Below are 16,115 nucleotides of genomic sequence, written 5' to 3' on the forward strand. Positions count from 1 at the left end.
CTCCCAAACCAAGGTTTTTGAGAACCTCAGCGCTTAACCCCGCATCGGCAATTTCTTTTAACGCATTGGCGATTAAAGGGTACTGTTTATGCGGATTATCAGCAGCAATATGCTTTTTCATCTGATCATCAGCGTAGCCCTTTACCTCAATAACTTTATCGTCAACGTACTGACGCGTTGCCAGCACAACTGATGGATCAATTTTCAGAGAAATTGACGATGTGCTCGACACAATAAGAATCATGCGGATGGTCTGCGTGCGGCCACTGCCTTCCTGCAGCTGAGGCTTATATGTCTCCGGGCAGTTAGCCACGGCGATCAGAATGCCGTCTTCGTCATAGAGACCGATCTCTCGGATCCAGAAACCGCCCTCATTCTCGGGAATAATCTGTTCAGCGATGATCTGGCTGGTATTGTTTGGGTCAACAGCGAGCAGGTTCAGCGGCGCTATGCGTTTTTGGTTGACGAGCTTCGTCTGCGCCGGGTCTGGGGTTGGCAACGTTCCGTTGGCGTCGCCTACCGCCATTTGCGTCAGGTTGAGTTGCGTACCAAGTGCCGTCGCGTTAGCTAGCCGCGCAGCGCCCTGATTCGTCAGTATGGCAAAATATTTTGCGGTCATGCGTTCACTCTCAGGTTATCAATCAAATGGATGGCCGAGGCCGGGTAATAATCACCACCGACAATAAGTTCCTCAGTGGTATAGGGGTAAACAGCCAGCGCATCGCCGTGATAGCATCCTGCGCCAACATAAAACTCTCCCATTGAGCTCAGGCTGATAGCCAGCCCGGTCATATGTCTACTTGCCGGTTTGGCATCCTCAATGAGCCGTTCAAGCTCCTGATACATTTCGTCAGTGATGCCTTTATCAAGTACTCCGACAACCAGACGGAACGTGCCAGGCTCCTCACCGAGCTGCCACCACTCGCGCACCTCAATCAAGAAACCAAGCGGTTCCACCACACGACGCAATGCGCTGATGGTTCCTTTGTGCTGATGGACGAAAAATGAGGACATAATGACGCTGCGTTTGGTGCTCTCCGGCCACGCCTCATCCCAACGGTCTACCGACAGCGCCCATGCCAGGTAGGGAAGTAAATTCACCGGGCACGCGCTGGGGTTCCATAACGTGCGTAGCGGTACCGGCACACGCTCAATATTCGAGAGCGCAGCGGCAGCAGCGATTTCCAGCGGTGAGGACCCAACGGGTAATAGCCTTTCACTCATCCGACCCCCCGATCGCTATCTGATACGAGGTACAGTTCGAGGCCTGCGACTTACTCAGTACAATGTCAGAGTGGGGAGATTCCAGTTCAACGCGCTGCACGCCTTCAACGTGAAGTGCTGCATAAATGGCCGACAGGCGGATATCGCGTCCAAGGCGATGCTGTGCGCTGATATAATTTTGCAGCCTTTGCTCTGCAGCCTGCCTGATGGGTTCAGACTCTGGTCCGGGATAAACGTAGAGCGTTGCGTTTATCTTGTAAGGCACAATTTCTGCTGACTGGACCGTTACACGATCGCCGACCGGGCGGACGGTTTCAGCGTTAAGCGCTTTTTCAACAACCGCCAGTAGTTCAGGACGAGCGGTACCATCACCCTCACGGGATAACACCGAAATCGTCACGTATGCGGGCTGAGGGCTTTCAACCGAAACATCAGCGACCCGCCCGTCAGCACTTCGACCATGATATTCATAGGCTCCAACCGGCCCCGCGACGCTCAATCCTTCAAATGCCTGCTGCGCACGCAGCCGCAGGTCGGCATCAGACTCCATGACGGTAGCCGTCGGCGGAATGGTAGTGTCATCGCCCGGGGTGATGGTCAGGCGTTCGGTATTATTGTTTCCCGCAATAACGTCCAGATCGTGACCGGAAGAATAGGCCAGCGTCACGGCCAGCGCAGCCTCATTAACCCGCTGGCGCCAGATGACTTCCTGGTAGGCGTTCTCCTGCAGGAGCTTCACAATCGGCTCGGATTCCAGCGTCAGCGTCCGTGCAATCGCCTCTCGCTCCTCTTTCGGATAGAGGGAGACAAAGGTGGCCTTTCGTTCTGCCAACAGCGTTTCATAATCCACCTCCTCCACGACATCAGGCGCGGCGAGCTGGCTCAGATCAACAATAGCCATAGCGTTTAACTCAGTGAAATGGTGATAGAAAAGGATTGTCCGGATGTCGGGCGCGTGCCGGTGATATCGACATACAACGTCCCGTCGTTTTCCGAACGCTCGAAAGTGATGGCCGTCAGGCTTATTCGCGGCTCCCATTTCTGGATGGCGGAATAACAGGCGGCCATGATTTGCAGACGCAGCGCCGGGCTCTGCGGCCTGTCGATCATCGCCGCCAGCAGCGAGCCGTAATCCCGGCGCATGACCCGCGAGCCAATCGGCGTGACCAGAATGTCGCGCACGCTTTGCCGGATGTGTTCCGCCTCTGAAAGGCTAAGCCCGGTCTGCCTGTTCATTCCCCTGTAACGCACCGTCATTGTGTCCCCTTAGTCCAGCTTCCGCCGCTTTGCACACCGCCGTGCGCGTGGTTATCCACCTGCACCCCGTTGGAGGTGAATTTGCCGCCGGAATGCTCAATATTTCCGGCCATCACACCGCCCTTCTGCACTTCAAGAGAGGCGGTAATTAACCTGTTGGTACACACCACTTCAGGCGTATCCAGCGTGATGCGGGACGTTGACGTCACCCTCACCTCCGGCACGGTGGCGGTCAGCGATTCAGAGGCGGTAATGTCGGCCGTTTTAATGCCTGCAACCGTCAGCGCCCCGCTACCGGGTTCGTACTCGATGACCGCCCCGTCAGGAAACGAGACGTGGAACGCGTCAGGTGACCCGGACGGCGCCGGATGGTCGTCAGAGAAAATGCCGGGCAGCACAAAGGCGGTATCAAGCTCGCCGCCGATGGCCAGCAGCAGCACCTGCTCTCCCTCGGAAGGGGCCCACCACACGCGCGAACGTCCCGCGCGACAGGTGAGCCAGTTCAGCCAGGTGGTTTTCATCCCGCCGGTCTGGACACGACAAAGCCCTCTGTTGAGGTCAACATCGGTCACAACACCGATACGAATAAGATTGCGGATCGCGCGAGCGATGCCGTTCATGGAAGTTAATGTATTCATGAGAAGAGAATGCCGTTCAGGAGGAACGGCAGCAACGAGACGGGGTTTTCTGCGGGATGATACAACAAGCGGTCCAGACGGCAGGCGCCAGGCGGCCTTCAGCGCGGGGAAATTAGTCCTCCCACTGGCTGACGAGCTCGCCGTTGACGTACAGCGCCTTCGGCCGCGTGACGGGCTCCGGCAGCGGCGGCTCGGGGGAATACGTCGCGTGCAGAACACCCCGTTCCTTGGAAACAAGAATGCGCTCGGTTAATTGCATGCTGATGCTGATATCCATCGTATCGTCATCGTTTGAGACGATAGCGAAGCTGTATCCGTTTTTGCGTCCGTCATCGAGGGTAAAAATATCCGGCTGGTTTTCCCGCAGCCAGGCCAGCACCGGGACAAAAAATCCCTCGCTGTCGCCGGTGAAGCCGCTGACCTTCGCGTTCAGCGCATACCGTTTTTCAAAGGAGAGCGAGGAGGCCAGGCGGGCGTCTATATTGCCGCTGCCGACCGACATCTGCAGGCGCTCCGGGTTGGCATTCAGCTGGGGGATCGCGTCAATTAATGCCTGACGCAGGCTCTTGAGTTTGTGCATCGAGTTTATCCTGACAGTCTTTGATGGTTTCAACCTGCAGCGCGCAGGCGATAAGGGCGTATTCCAGCCTGCGAATATCCGCGCTGAGATCGCCGTTAGTGGCGGACTCGCTTCCCGGCATCGGGCAGCGGCTCACCTTCGGGCAGGCGTTGTAAACAATGGGCTGCGGAGGCGCAGGCGGTGCGGGTGTGCAGCCTGCGGACAGCATCAGGCAGCTGAGCGGTATACCAGCGGCGTAACGCTTCATTTTCATTGAGTAATCTCCCGATAGTCGCTTCCCGTCTTGCCCTCTCCTCGCCCGCGGTAACAAGCTCCTCACGGAGCCTGACCTGGGCGTTTTCATTTGCTTTGGCCATCCGCTGCGACAGGGACAGCTGCTGGTTAAGCGTGGCAAGGGCCGTTTTTTGCTCGCTGGCGACCCGGTTGGCCGTGGCTAAGGAACGGGACAGGTTCAGGTTGTCATGACGAAACCACAGCGCGATGGCCAGCAGTCCGGCCAGCGCCAGCATGAGCGTTCTCATGGCAGCCCCTTCATGCACCAGGCCTTCTCGCGGACGCGACGGTTTTCCAGCCCGGCATTTTTGACGCCGTTGACGTACACCCAGCGGATAAGCTGCCCGCATGCCTGCGGCCACTGTTTACGTTTGATAAAGGACACCAGCGTCGAACGGCAGGCAGCGCCTGCGCCGACATTAAAGGTAAAACTCACCAGCGCGTCATAGACCCGGGGCGGCATCTCCACCGGTGCACACGCCGCCAGACGCCGCTCAACGTTGAGCACATCAGCGACCAGATTTACCGCAGCCTCACGCTCGGTAATGTCCCGCGTCGGCAAAACGTTTGCCGTGTGGCCAATGCCGGACGTCCATACGCCGGCGCTACACCGGTAGGGCGAGAGGCGACATCCTTCGAGATCGGCAATCAACGCCAATCCTTCCGGGGACGTTTTCAGTAATCGAAAGTCAGGCATCAGCACCGCCAGGGCCAGCACGCCGGCGACGCTGCAACGCTTAATGATTGAGTTCACGAATGCTCTTCTTATCGAGGCCAAGAGACTGGAGATAGCGCCAGGTTTTTCGCTTAAACCAGTAATTCGTTAATGCGGTAAAAATGGCGCACAGACTCCCCACGTACAGCGCGACTTTTTCAGGAGACATCGCCCCGAACCAGGCCAGCGCCACGGCCAGCCAGTAGGCGATAAACGTGGTGATTTTCTCCAGGCTCAGTCCCATAGGTTTATGGATTCTTTTGTGGGGGCGCTATTTACCTCCGGCATCTCTACCGGCGTGCCGTGAGGCAAGATAACGCCTAACTCCGCGAGGCCAGGATTGGCCTTCAGAACGGCTTCAACGACGCCAGCCGTGCGCCCATAAAAGCGGGCGCAAACGGCATCAAGCGTGTCCCCCTGCATTGCATAGATTTTCATCAGACGCTCCCAACATCCGGTTTCCAGGTACTGTAGAGTTTCCCGGGCCAGCAGGCTTTTCGCTATCGCTGAGAGATGGACAATCGCGGGCACAACAGATCGTCCGCGCGCAGCGAAGCGTGGGTCAACGAAAGCGCAAAATCTGAATGAGGGTGTGGCGTTCGGGTAATAACGCTGGGCTAGCGCCAGCTCTCGTCTTCCCAGACTTCCCGGAGGATAGCGTCCAGCGCCTCGCGATCGGCTTCTTTTTCAAGCCCCTGGAGCTCGACCCCCGTCACCGATCCGATTTTCACGTTCACCCGCGATGACGGAAACAGGGAGCGTATTCTGCGGGTCAATTCGCACTGAAATGCCTCAACGACGGCATGATCGATCTGCTGATCTTTATCGAGAGTAATGTTCACCCGAACGTTGCCCTCTTTTTTGATTCGTTCCGGAACAGGCGATGCTGAGAACACAACGGTAAATGCGTTGTTCTTGATTAAATTTCCCCGCGCAATCTCAGCAATCAAATTCAGGGCAATCTCACGATCTCTTTCCTGACACGTTCCTTCCGTCGTCAGTCGCGCAATCAGCTCGACTCGTTCAATCATGACCTGCTCGTTCAACTCTCTGTCCACACAACCTCCACCACGAGATACTGTATAAACATACAGTAGCACGTATTCATAAAAAGAGTGAAGCGAAAAATCAGAACCCTTCACGGTATGTGCATGATATGGATGGAGATTAGCGGGTTCTCTGAGCGAAGAGATCCGTTAAATACCCAATACGTTCAAGGATTTTCCGCGCCTTTTGCTGGTAAGAACACGGTGCCGGAAATAGCGATCCGTCAGCTGCGCCCCTGCACCATTTATCGTTAAAGCGGCTGATGCCTCCCGCCATCAGATGCAGGGCTTCTGCCCGGCTGATGGCTATCCCGGTAGCGAGCCCTATCTCATCGATCACCTTCTCCGGTACCCCGTTCTGCGGGTCGCTCGCGTAGACGACGGACGCTGTAGCGCCAGGGCGGATGAATTTGATGCGTTCGGTTAACGCCCGCCTCGCACGCCGGCTAAGAGATTGAGAAAGATCGGTCAGCGTACAGTTATTGACAGAACTCCGAGAGGAGACAGGCACGTTCTTAATATCCGCGGCCCGCTTGGGGACAATTTTCCACTGCGTGAGTCGGGTTACAATCGGGCTGCCCGCGCCAACGGCGGAATCGTACACGCCGCGGATGCGGACCCTTTCCTCGCCGTACTGGTTAAACCCGGCGCGCGGCTCATACAGCGTGCGCACCTGTAAATCATCGCGACGTACAAACGGCCCGCCCTGCGCAGTAACGTAACCCGCCCAGTCCCCGGCGTCGGCAGCATCATGGACGGCGGCAAATTCAACGCTCAGACCGCGCGCGGCATCGGTATCCGCCAGACGTCGCAGCTCGCGGTAGACCGTTACCGGCGCGCCGCCGATGAACTGAAACTGGCGAATGTGCCAGCGTCCCGCCCAGGCCGACACGGCGGACGCTGTCTCCTTCAGCAGCCCGCCGCTTTCGTTATCGGTCTCGCCATCGAGCGCATAGCCGTCGATATTCTTTGAGATGTATTTGGCGATATAGCCGGTAGCGCTGCCTTTCTGAGGATCGATCGCGTCCGCGTGAAAGCGCGCCTGTCTGGCGCTTTCGCTCTGCAGCTCAACGGCATCCTCCTGCCGGGCATAATCCCCGATAATCCGGCGAACGCATTCGACGTCTTCCGGCAGCATAAACATCAGCATGTGCCAGTGGGGCGTACCGTCGTGATGGGGTTCCGCAACGCGGATACCAAAGATACGGCGCCCGTCCCGGTGCAGTTTTGCCCGGATACGCGCCCACAGGCGGGTAAAGTAGATTTGCGTATCCGCCGGGCTGGCCCCGTTCCACTTCGCGTTGGGGAAGCCTGATTTCAGCGTCGCGTGATACTGCGCGGGCGCGGTTAAGGTATAGAACTCGCCCACGTAGCCCAGCGCCTCACAGATATTTTCAAACCCGCGGATGCGGGTCATCAGTTCACAGCGACGTATCGCCGGGTTGGCCACCGAGCTGTCGTATTTTTCAATCAGGCTGATGCGGTTGCCCTCTTCATCTTCCAGCTCCATGCCCTTGAGAAATTCGCGCGTGCGGCGCTTCTGCTCGCGCCACTCGGTCACGCAGCGTTTGCTCGCATACGCCGCTCTCCGTTTGCTGACGTTGCCGAGGGCAATCTGCAGATGTTCGCGCCAGGCAGCCGCGACACGACGCAGGCGCCCGCGCCACCACGCCTCGGAAAACAAGCGGATCACCGCCGCGGCAACGTCATCTTTGTTGAAAAACGTCTTCGACACCCGCTCCCAGTGCGGAGGCGACACGTTGAACTGCCGGGCGATCAGTCCTGCGCGCTGATACCAGACGTACAGCGTCTGGTATTCGCCCATTTCAGCATCGTTAATATTCGCCAGCTCGCCGCGAATAAAGCTGGCGATATCTGCGGCCAGCAGGTCGATGTCCGCGCGGGACATATCCGGAAGGCGGTTATAGCGGGCAACCAGTTCGACCATCCGCGAGGCGAGGTATTGCAGAAGCTGAGTGTCGAAATGGCCGTCGAACACGGCCCTGGAGGCCTCGTCGTGCAGGCCTGTGCAGGCATAGCGATCGGAGACCCGCCGCAGGCGAGGTAACATCCTTTTGCAGAAGCGGATCAAAAAGGCGTTAGCCTGCGGGCTGCCCCGATGCTGTTCGAGGACGTCAACCGTGCGCCAAATTTCGAAGCGTACGCACTCAGGCTGCTGTGAGAGGGAAATTCTTGCCTGCTGCAGCGCCGCGAAAAGGCGATCGCGGCGCTGCTGTTGGGCATGGGTGAGATAAGGGCTGGCAACGGCCAACCGTGGGGCATTCCACGGATAAGCAAATGACGTAGCCAACTTATCCTCCCCGGACGTGTTTATTTTTCATCTCTGCAATCTCCTGGCAGGTTACGCACAGGGCTACGCCGGGCACCGCTATGCGGCGCGCCTCCGGTATCGGGGCCTCGCAGTCCTCGCAGAGGAAACGCGAAGGCGATACGGGTCGTCTGCGGGCGCGATTAATGTACCGCTCTCTGTCTTCCTGCTCGCGCGCCTGCGCAAGATCGATAAAATCGGCCATCAGTGCAGCTCCTGGGATTCGCGCTCGTAGCGGGCCGCCTCATGGCACAGCAGTTCGGCAACATCTTCTCCGCTCATGCCGGTTTTGTAGATATGGCTCGCCAGGGCCTCCAGACGAAGGGAGACCGCGAGGGCTCGCGCGCATCGTTCCTCTGTTTTTGCCTCTGCCAGCAGGCGCTTCAGTTCTTCACTTCCGGTTGGATAAGGGCGGTTTTCACTGTTTCGCATCACGCGTTCTCCTTAAATTCAGGCAAAAGGATGCCCGGCGGGTTTACGCCATTAGGTTTCTGGTTGGGTTATATCGGCATGGTCAGCCGTTCAGGGAATAAACTCACAACAGCACGAAAATGGTTCATGGCGTTAATCAGCGCCCTTTTCTCCTGTGTGGTTAGTTCACCGAGCTCGCACTCATGACGGGCGACGGGCAATCTCGCCAGGAAAAAGAGGGCGGCCAGCGCCCTGCTGTTCTCCTCAAAACAGGGATCGCGCCTATCGCGCATGTCTGCCATAAACCGCGCCAGCTCTTTTCCGCTATCGCTCCCGTATCGGGCGCGCAGTTCAGCGACGTGGTTAAGCCCGCTAAGACGCGCCCCCACGCTTAGTGGAACCCTTGCACGGGCAGCTTCTATCGCCATATCTCGCCTCGCGTAAATTCATGCACGCTAGTGCGCTGAAATCGGGCAGAGCACGGTTTTTTTCCGCCGTTTGATGATTGCGATTTCAGATGCCATGCTGCATGATTCCCATTTTGATAATGTCTGCAATCACTAGCCTCTGTTTGCCAACGTCTGCCGCTGATTGCCCGAATTTGCAATGATACTAATACCCAAATGAGTATTAGTAAACACCCAAAGGAATATATTTTGATTTTAGATTCTCAAGTGAATAATGAAGAGTTACTCGATAGAATCTGTCAGGTATATGGTTTCACCCAGAAAATCCAGCTGGCCCGGCACTTTAGTATCGCCGCCAGCTCGCTTCAGAACCGCTACGCGCGCGGTACCGTCTCTTACGACTTTGCGGTTCAGTGCGCGCTGGACACCGGTGCCAGCCTTCGCTGGCTGATGACCGGACAAGGAGCACAGTTTGAAGGTAACCCCGCGCCGGGCGATCCGGTTTCGGTTTCCACATTCACACTGAGTGATGGAAGGCTGGAAGAAAATACCACTTTGAGTATCGACTCTGGTTTCTTTAGCAAACCGCTGGCTCGCGGCATCGCCGTTCGGGCGGAGGGGAAGCTGCACTTTATTGAAAAAGAAGCATCGTTAACCGACGGCCTGTGGCTGGTTGAGATTGAAGGCACCGCCAGCATCCGCGACCTCACGCTGCTGCCGGGTAAAAAACTCCACGTGGCGGGCGGCAAGGTTCCGTTTGAATGCGGTATCGACGAGATAAAAACGGTGGGTCGCGTGGTGGGGATTTACAGCGAGGTTAATTGAGGGTGGGTCGTGAGAATCCTACCGGCGGTTGGATTTGAGAGCGCTATCCAAACCAATGACCAATTTTCGTAACTGCTATGAGAGTGTAAACGCCACAACATACACGTGAATTATAGGGTTATCTTGAAGGCATGAGCGTAGTTAATATTAACAAACAGAAAGTAGCAACATGGTTGAAGACATTCCCGGGTGCATTGAATGACTTAGGAGATGTCCCCAATATCAAGCGAGACAAATAGCGTTTTAAATAACATCCCGGCCTAATGGCCGGGTTAACATATCTGCTGTTTACGTTTAAACATTAGCGAGCCAGGCTTTCGTTAAACATTAACAGAGAGCGCAATACATTCGCCAGTCTAATAAAAACAACATTCCTCATACCATAAATTAATTACCGTATCCTAAAAAAAGAAAAAAGTTACAAATTAAAAAAAGATAATAATGTAACGTATAAATAATTTACAAGCCATTTGGAAACCAACTCATGCCAATTCCAGCTCATTTATTTCTGAAAGACGACGGCGGCGACCCATCAAAGGGTCATCTGATGTACAAAATCGCGAAGGCAGTATTGAAGTGATCACCTTTTCGCATGGCCTGCATATCCCTGTAGACGATAATACAGGAAAACAAACAGGAACACGTGTACACGGTGCTTTTACTATCGGGAAAGAGTTTGATAGCGCCTCGACCTACCTGTACAAAGCCGTATCTACCGGGCAGCTTCTGAAATCAGCGGAGATGAAATGGTACCGTATAAACGATGCAGGTCTGGAAGAGGAATATTTCAATATGTTTTTGGAAAACGTCAAAGTCGTTTCGGTTACACCGGTAATGGCGAACTGTAAAGATCCGCACACCCAGCATCTTAACCATATGGAAATCGTTGAACTACGCTACGAGAAAATCACCTGGAAATTTGTCGATGGCAATCTCATTCACTCTGATTCATGGAATGAAAGAACTACAGCCTAGCGGAGGCATTTATGGCCAGACTTACTTTTGATGGTTGTGCCCATATGCTTTCATTGCTAGGTAGTGATGGCTCTATTGTTGACACGTGGACCGCTTATAATAACGTCGATCGCAGAGCCACATTCAAACACATTAGTAACGGCACATATCAGATACAGGATAAATCAAAGCCACATTTACACCCAGGCGATAGTGAAGATGGTTCGTATGGGACTTATGGAATCATTCGATTTAGCTATCCTGGACACCCGGGAGTAGGTGTACATTCAGGTCAGGCGCATAGCCGTTATAAACCGGGGCCAGAACATCCGACGATGGGATGCATTCGAACTACTGATGAGGCGATGAAGAAAATAAAAGAGCACATGGCCAAATCCTCCCTTTCAACCATCACCGTATCAAATAACAGCGCCTGCTCGGCCATGAGTGCGACGCAGAAATTTGAAAATATCTATATCCCACCGGGAATGAACTTGATATGAAAACGATGCAGTTGTTTTTGATTATGTTAGTGATATCGCGCGTGGCTTATGCAAATGACTGTACTTCTGTTGAAGAAATGGACAGGGCAGATAACGCAGCCTCTGTCATTCAGGACTGGCAAGGCGTCCATTCTTTTTACAAAAATTACAGACAGTGTGATGAGGGATATATCGCAGAAGGGATATCAGCGACTATTGTCGGGCTGTTAGCCAACAACTGGAAGACCTCCCATCAACTCATGCAGCTATCTGTAAACGATCGCGCTTTTGAGTCATGGATGATTAATCACATCGATACTACCACGAACGATCGCGAGCTCGATAAAGTCGTGAGAAACACCGTGGATAGCTGTCCGGAAGGCGCTAAAGCGTTCTGCAATAAGATTGAGAATGCCGCACAAGGCGCGTTGAAGGAACTACAAAGCCAATAGCCAAGCGTGGTTTCACAGGTAGAGCAGGAAACGGAGCTATCCTCCCCCTCCACCTTACAGGCTCCAGCTCACTTCCCCACCTCACAAACTGCAAAACTAAAGAAATCCCCCATCGCGCCGATCATCATCCGTGTGTATTATTTCCTGTAGCTTTTACAACAACTAACCTTAACTCAAATACTTAAGCGCCAAAGCGAAAGGCATCATGAGCACACCGATCAAACGGCTAGAAATCATTAAAAATGCCATTGAACTGGAAGATGACGACATCATCCAAAGCCAGCTGACACGGCTGAAAAATGAAGCGTTTGACGATGAGCTACAGGCAATCGTCGTGGCGCTTGAAAAGAAGAACTACACCGCTGCGATGGCGGCAATTACCGCCTGGCTTCAGGGCCAGCGCGCCGTGACCCAGTGGCGCGATCCTCAGGTGGCCGCCAGCAAGCTGGAGCTGAAGGCGCTGGAAGAGCGTCTGCGCGATCTGATTGACCGCCGCAACGCCCGGGTGCAACAGCTTGATGAGTTCAACGATCTCTATTTTTCTCGCCTCGGGCCGCTGATGCAGCAGATCCTCGCCCTGCGTAAAACCCTGGCCGAGCTAAACCTGCGCCGTCAGCAGGCGGAAGCGCGTCGTCGCGAGGAAGATTACCGTCGCTGCCAGCGCTATATGGCGCAGGCGGTAGAGGTGCTGGCAACGCTCACCCAGCGCTGGCGCGATCTCCCGGCCGACTCCGTGCAGGCCGCTGAGGCGCGCAAGCATCTTGAACAGCAAAGCAATCTGATTGCCAACCTGCTGTCCGAAGCGCTGGAGCTGGAGAGCGGCTTAACGCGCGAAGAGGAGCCTGCGCGTCAGGCGCGCGACGACGCTAACGAAGAGTATGAAAAATATCGCGAGCAGCATCACGATGCCGAAGTGCGGCTGCGCAAGGGTAAGGATCTTTCGGAAGAGGATCGGAACGAGCTGAAGCGTCTCTGGCGGCAGGCGAGCAAGCTCTGCCACCCGGATCTGGTGGCGGACGATCTGAAAGAGGAAGCTAACGCGATGATGGTCCAGCTCAACCAGGCGAAGCAGCGTGGTGACGTTAAAACCATTCGCTCACTGGTGGCCCGCCTGCAGCAGGGCTTTGAGCCATTGATGGCAAGCGACAGGCTGAACGATCTGGAACGTATCCGCAAAAAAATGGCGCAGGTTCGCGAGCAGATAGACATTTTAGTGAACGAGCTGGCAGAGCTGGAGAAAGAGGAGTCCTGGCTTCTGGTCTCGTCGCTCAACAATATGGAAGCGTACTTCGCTCAGCAGGAGAAAGCGCTGCACGAGGTCCGCGCCTCGCTCGAACATCAGGTGAGCGAAGCGCAGCTGGATTCCGCCGCCTGATTATTTGGCGTGCCAGTATGCGCTGGCACGCACCAGTTGTGGGTCAATCGCGTCGGTTTCAAACTGACGGCTCAGCGTCTTCACCACCTTCCCTTCCCCGGTCAGCCAGATGAAGTAGTCTTCCCCTGGAACGGTCAGCGCCGCCAGATGGTCCGCTACCGCCTGCTCGCTGTGGCCTACAACCCAGGTGATGTTGAATTCGCTCAGGTGCGCCAGATAGTCCTTATAAGAGTCGTCCCCAACCGTCACTACCGCATGAATTTCCGGGCGAACCGGCAGTTTAGCAATGCTCTCTAAGCGTCGACGCAGCGCGGGCATGCCGGACTCGTCGCACACGTACAGCTGCCAGGCGTAATCTTCCGGCACCACCAGCGAACCGCGCGGGCCGCCGATGGTCAGCCTGTCCCCCGCTTTCGCCTCGACCGCCCAGCGGCTGGCAACGCCGCCGTCATGAATGAAGAAATCGAGTACCAGCTCTTGATTTTCCTCATCGTACAGAGGCGTATAGTCGCGCGCCTGAGGACGTACGCCGTCGCCCCAGTCGATGCCTTCATCGGTGACCACCGGCGGTACAAACACCGCACCCGGGGCCGGGAAAAAGACTTTGGTATGGTCGTCGAAACCGCGGGAGCTAAAGCCCTCCAGCGCCTCGCCGCCTAAAACAATGCGCTGGAAACCCACGCTGGCGCGCTCGACGCGGAGCACCGTCAGCTCGCGAAAGCGCAGGTCATTACGAACACGCTGTGGGTAACGGGTAGATGCCATTTTTAGCCCCTTCTCTGGTGAATACGATATATCTAAATCAATTTTCAAATGATAATGATTACTAATAAGGAAAAATGCAAGATCTTTTAGATTGCATCTGAATATATCTTAGATATAGTTTAGATATATCAAATTGAAGGAAGTATTATGCGACACGAACACGAGGGCGGCGGGCGCCGACCGCGATTTTTCGGCCACGGCGATCTGCGGCTGGTGATTCTGGATATCCTGACCCGCAGCGCGAGCCACGGCTACGAGCTGATCAAAGAGATCGAGAATCTGACTCAGGGGAATTACACCCCGAGCCCCGGAGTGATCTACCCGACCCTGGATTATCTTCAGGATCAGACGTTTATCACCATTACGGAAGAAGAGAACGGTCGTAAGACGATTAGGATTAACGCTGAAGGACAACGCTGGCTGGACGAGAACCGGGAGCAGCTGGAACAGATACAGGCACGTATCAAAGCGCGTTCCGTCGGTTTTCAGCTGCGCAAAAACCCGCAGATGAAGCGGGCGCTGGATAACTTCAAAGCGGTGTTAGACCTGAAGGTGAATCAGGGAGAGCTCAGCGACGCGCAGCTCAAGCAGATTATCGGCGTGATTGACCGCGCGGCGCTCGAGATCTCCCAGCTGGATTAAGCCGGAGCGTGCTCGGTCACGCGGAAGACGCGTACCAGCTCTTTCAGGTGCATCGCCTGTTCGTTAAGGGATGCTGCTGCAGCCACAGACTCCTCGACCAGCGCGGAGTTCTGCTGGGTGGTAGCATCAATCAGGCCAATCGCGCTGTTAATCTGCGAGATACCTTCCGTCTGCTCGTGGCTTGCCTGGCGGATTTCGCGCAGGATCACGTCCATCTCCTCCACGTTACCGACCATCCCGTTAATCAGCCCACTCGCTTTTTCAACCAGGTTCATCCCGTCCTGGGTCTGGCTGGTAGAGCTCTCAATCAGCTCGCGGATTTCGCTGGCAGACGACGCGCTCTTCTGGGCAAGCTGGCGAACTTCACCCGCCACCACCGCAAAGCCGCGACCGTGCTCGCCGGCGCGCGCCGCTTCCACCGCCGCGTTCAGCGCCAGAATATTGGTCTGGAAAGCAATGGCGTCGATCAGGTCGATAATGTCGGACATCCGGTTCGACGTCTCGTTAATCAGGCGCATTTTGCTGGTCACCTGCTTCATCATCTCGCCGTTGTTTTTAACCACCGTGGCCGCATCCGCCGAGAGGTTGGTCGCTTCCCCGGTATGCGAGGCGGTATTTTTCACCGTCGCGGTGATCTGCTCCATCGAGGCGGCGGTCTGTTCTACAGAACTTGCCTGCTCTTCCGTGCGCGCGGCCAGATCCTGGTTCCCGGCGACTATCTGCGCGGCTGCGCTGGAGATATTCTCCGAGCCGGTTTGCACCTGCTGCACGATGTCCAGCAGCCGCGTTTTCATCTCCATCAGCGCATGCAGCAGCAGACCCGTTTCGTCTTTACCGTGTGGCGTGATGCTGCCCGTCAGATCGCCCTCAGAAATGGCTTTTGCAAAATGCACCGCCTCGCCGAGCGGACGAGTGATAGCGCGCACAATAAACCAGCCGATCATGCTGCCTGCCGCAACGCTAAAGAGCGTGAGCAGGATCAGCAGCAGACGGTTAGACCTGAAATCCCCTTCCACCTGCGCGCCAGCGCTTTGCATCTCGCTGTTTTGAATGGTAATCAGCTCCTTCACCTTCGCTTTATAAGCCTGCTGCACGGCGAGGGTGGTGGTCATCATCTCCTGAATAGCACCCGCACGATTGTTGTTCTGCACCGCCTGCAAAATGCGGTAGCGCGAGTCCAGATACTGCTGGCGCACGCTGCGGATTTCCGCCAGCACCTGCTGAGACTTTTGATCCTGCAGCGCGTTGTTCAGCTCGCCCAGGATCACCGTGATGTGCTCGCTGATCTCTTTCAGGCGCTGCTGAGATTGCCCCGTATAGGTGCCCTGCTCGTCCAGCAGCATCAGCTGTTGAGTGCTAATAAATTCCTGGAAGTTATCGATTAACTGGTTCGCTTTTACCGTGGTCGGATAATCGCTGGTAATAATCGATTGCATCCCGTTATTAGCCCGGTTCAGGCTTATCAGAGACAGGCTCGCGCTGAGCGCCATCAGGACAATAAAGAACCCAAACGCCAGAAATAATTTCGTGCCGATCTTTACGTCATGTAAGAACATATTTTCTCCATCGATGTGATTATTTCTCAGACGATCGCTGTTATCGGTAACGATTTCGCTAACTTTATGAGTTTGATCGTTTTTTTATTTCATAACCGTCGCAATGGATAGGTATAGGCTATTAATATTGCTCCATCGATCGTTACCAGACCACCGGAGGGGTATTTTTCGAAATAGCGTTCTG

Annotated in this window: 23 protein-coding genes and 1 pseudogene; 6 read left to right on the plus strand and 18 right to left on the minus strand. The window is 55.2% G+C overall.

Annotated features, from left to right (window positions below; genetic code table 11):
- The 16 genes from ACOTZB_RS19165 to ACOTZB_RS19240 form a co-directional block, all read right to left on the minus strand.
- Positions 1-619 (minus strand): phage tail protein (locus ACOTZB_RS19165; RefSeq protein ID WP_421628187.1); only part of this gene is annotated, 619 nt, incomplete at its 3' end.
- Positions 616-1,224 carry a phage tail protein I gene (locus tag ACOTZB_RS19170; RefSeq protein WP_421628189.1) on the minus strand — a complete coding sequence of 203 codons (609 nt, stop codon included), beginning with the start codon at positions 1,222-1,224 and terminating at the stop codon, positions 616-618. The genes ACOTZB_RS19170 and ACOTZB_RS19165, both read right to left, overlap by 4 nt.
- Positions 1,217-2,125: a baseplate assembly protein gene (locus tag ACOTZB_RS19175; protein ID WP_421628190.1), complete on the minus strand. Its 909-nt coding sequence runs from the start codon at positions 2,123-2,125 to the stop codon at positions 1,217-1,219. Before ACOTZB_RS19175 ends, ACOTZB_RS19170 begins: the two co-directional genes overlap by 8 nt.
- Before the next feature lie 5 nt (positions 2,126-2,130).
- The gene (locus tag ACOTZB_RS19180; protein ID WP_033146688.1) at positions 2,131-2,481 is read right to left on the minus strand and encodes a GPW/gp25 family protein; all 351 of its coding nucleotides are present in this window, start codon (positions 2,479-2,481) and stop codon (positions 2,131-2,133) included.
- Positions 2,478-3,119 (minus strand): phage baseplate assembly protein V, encoded by a 642-nt coding sequence (locus tag ACOTZB_RS19185; RefSeq protein ID WP_421628192.1) that lies wholly within the window; start codon positions 3,117-3,119, stop codon positions 2,478-2,480. The genes ACOTZB_RS19180 and ACOTZB_RS19185 overlap by 4 nt, the downstream gene beginning before the upstream one ends.
- A 112-nt stretch (positions 3,120-3,231) precedes the next feature.
- Positions 3,232-3,699: a phage tail protein gene (locus ACOTZB_RS19190; RefSeq protein ID WP_421628194.1), complete on the minus strand. Its 468-nt coding sequence runs from the start codon at positions 3,697-3,699 to the stop codon at positions 3,232-3,234.
- Positions 3,662-3,907, minus strand: a complete 246-nt coding sequence (lysC, locus tag ACOTZB_RS19195; protein WP_421628196.1) for an Rz1-like lysis system protein LysC — start codon at positions 3,905-3,907, stop codon at positions 3,662-3,664. The genes ACOTZB_RS19190 and lysC overlap by 38 nt, the downstream gene beginning before the upstream one ends.
- Entirely contained in the window at positions 3,795-4,220 is a 426-nt protein-coding gene (gene lysB, locus ACOTZB_RS19200; RefSeq protein WP_421628197.1) for an Rz-like lysis system protein LysB, read from the minus strand. The genes lysC and lysB overlap by 113 nt, the downstream gene beginning before the upstream one ends.
- Positions 4,217-4,726 (minus strand): lysozyme, encoded by a 510-nt coding sequence (locus ACOTZB_RS19205; protein ID WP_421628199.1) that lies wholly within the window; start codon positions 4,724-4,726, stop codon positions 4,217-4,219. Before ACOTZB_RS19205 ends, lysB begins: the two co-directional genes overlap by 4 nt.
- A complete protein-coding gene (locus tag ACOTZB_RS19210) occupies positions 4,710-4,931 on the minus strand; it encodes an HP1 family phage holin (protein ID WP_029741404.1) in 222 nt (73 codons plus the stop codon). Before ACOTZB_RS19210 ends, ACOTZB_RS19205 begins: the two co-directional genes overlap by 17 nt.
- Entirely contained in the window at positions 4,922-5,125 is a 204-nt protein-coding gene (locus ACOTZB_RS19215) for a tail protein X (protein WP_047652781.1), read from the minus strand. The genes ACOTZB_RS19210 and ACOTZB_RS19215 overlap by 10 nt, the downstream gene beginning before the upstream one ends.
- A gap of 179 nt (positions 5,126-5,304) precedes the next feature.
- Entirely contained in the window at positions 5,305-5,745 is a 441-nt protein-coding gene (locus ACOTZB_RS19220; RefSeq protein ID WP_033146693.1) for a DinI-like family protein, read from the minus strand.
- A 109-nt stretch (positions 5,746-5,854) separates the two neighbouring features.
- The gene (locus ACOTZB_RS19225) at positions 5,855-8,044 is read right to left on the minus strand and encodes a replication endonuclease (RefSeq protein WP_421628201.1); all 2,190 of its coding nucleotides are present in this window, start codon (positions 8,042-8,044) and stop codon (positions 5,855-5,857) included.
- Between the two features lies 1 nt (position 8,045).
- Positions 8,046-8,267 carry a TraR/DksA family transcriptional regulator gene (locus ACOTZB_RS19230; protein WP_023309251.1) on the minus strand — a complete coding sequence of 74 codons (222 nt, stop codon included), beginning with the start codon at positions 8,265-8,267 and terminating at the stop codon, positions 8,046-8,048.
- On the minus strand, positions 8,267-8,494 hold the full coding sequence (locus ACOTZB_RS19235) for a DUF2732 family protein (RefSeq protein WP_029741400.1): 228 nt from the start codon (positions 8,492-8,494) through the stop codon (positions 8,267-8,269). The genes ACOTZB_RS19230 and ACOTZB_RS19235 overlap by 1 nt, the downstream gene beginning before the upstream one ends.
- A 68-nt stretch (positions 8,495-8,562) precedes the next feature.
- Complete coding sequence (locus ACOTZB_RS19240; RefSeq protein WP_421628202.1) at positions 8,563-8,901, minus strand: DUF5347 domain-containing protein; 339 nt, start codon at positions 8,899-8,901, stop codon at positions 8,563-8,565.
- 228 nt (positions 8,902-9,129) lie between these two features.
- On the opposite strand from ACOTZB_RS19240, the gene ACOTZB_RS19245 reads away from it, so the two are divergent.
- From ACOTZB_RS19245 to ACOTZB_RS19265, 5 genes and pseudogenes are all read left to right on the plus strand, one after another.
- Entirely contained in the window at positions 9,130-9,705 is a 576-nt protein-coding gene (locus ACOTZB_RS19245) for a phage repressor protein CI (protein WP_421628204.1), read from the plus strand.
- A gap of 484 nt (positions 9,706-10,189) precedes the next feature.
- A pseudogene (locus ACOTZB_RS19250) lies at positions 10,190-10,680 on the plus strand (Hcp family type VI secretion system effector).
- A gap of 11 nt (positions 10,681-10,691) precedes the next feature.
- A complete protein-coding gene (locus tag ACOTZB_RS19255; protein WP_421628205.1) occupies positions 10,692-11,162 on the plus strand; it encodes a L,D-transpeptidase family protein in 471 nt (156 codons plus the stop codon).
- Positions 11,159-11,593, plus strand: coding sequence for a hypothetical protein (locus tag ACOTZB_RS19260; protein WP_421628206.1), 435 nt, complete (start codon positions 11,159-11,161; stop codon positions 11,591-11,593). The genes ACOTZB_RS19255 and ACOTZB_RS19260 overlap by 4 nt, the downstream gene beginning before the upstream one ends.
- Before the next feature lie 205 nt (positions 11,594-11,798).
- Positions 11,799-12,968 (plus strand): DNA repair protein, encoded by a 1,170-nt coding sequence (locus ACOTZB_RS19265; RefSeq protein ID WP_421628207.1) that lies wholly within the window; start codon positions 11,799-11,801, stop codon positions 12,966-12,968.
- Here ACOTZB_RS19265 and ACOTZB_RS19270 read toward each other — a convergent pair whose 3' ends face one another.
- Positions 12,969-13,733, minus strand: coding sequence for a siderophore-interacting protein (locus ACOTZB_RS19270; RefSeq protein WP_421628209.1), 765 nt, complete (start codon positions 13,731-13,733; stop codon positions 12,969-12,971).
- A gap of 147 nt (positions 13,734-13,880) precedes the next feature.
- On the opposite strand from ACOTZB_RS19270, the gene ACOTZB_RS19275 reads away from it, so the two are divergent.
- On the plus strand, positions 13,881-14,375 hold the full coding sequence (locus ACOTZB_RS19275; protein WP_421628211.1) for a PadR family transcriptional regulator: 495 nt from the start codon (positions 13,881-13,883) through the stop codon (positions 14,373-14,375).
- On the opposite strand, the gene ACOTZB_RS19280 is transcribed toward ACOTZB_RS19275, so the two are convergent.
- Positions 14,372-15,931 (minus strand): methyl-accepting chemotaxis protein, encoded by a 1,560-nt coding sequence (locus tag ACOTZB_RS19280; RefSeq protein WP_421628212.1) that lies wholly within the window; start codon positions 15,929-15,931, stop codon positions 14,372-14,374. The two genes, ACOTZB_RS19275 and ACOTZB_RS19280, sit on opposite strands and share 4 nt — an antisense overlap.
- Between the last annotated feature and the right edge of the window lie 184 nt (positions 15,932-16,115).

Source organism: Enterobacter cloacae complex sp. SHL020 (genome assembly GCF_049236945.1).
Lineage (GTDB): Bacteria > Pseudomonadota > Gammaproteobacteria > Enterobacterales > Enterobacteriaceae > Enterobacter > Enterobacter dykesii.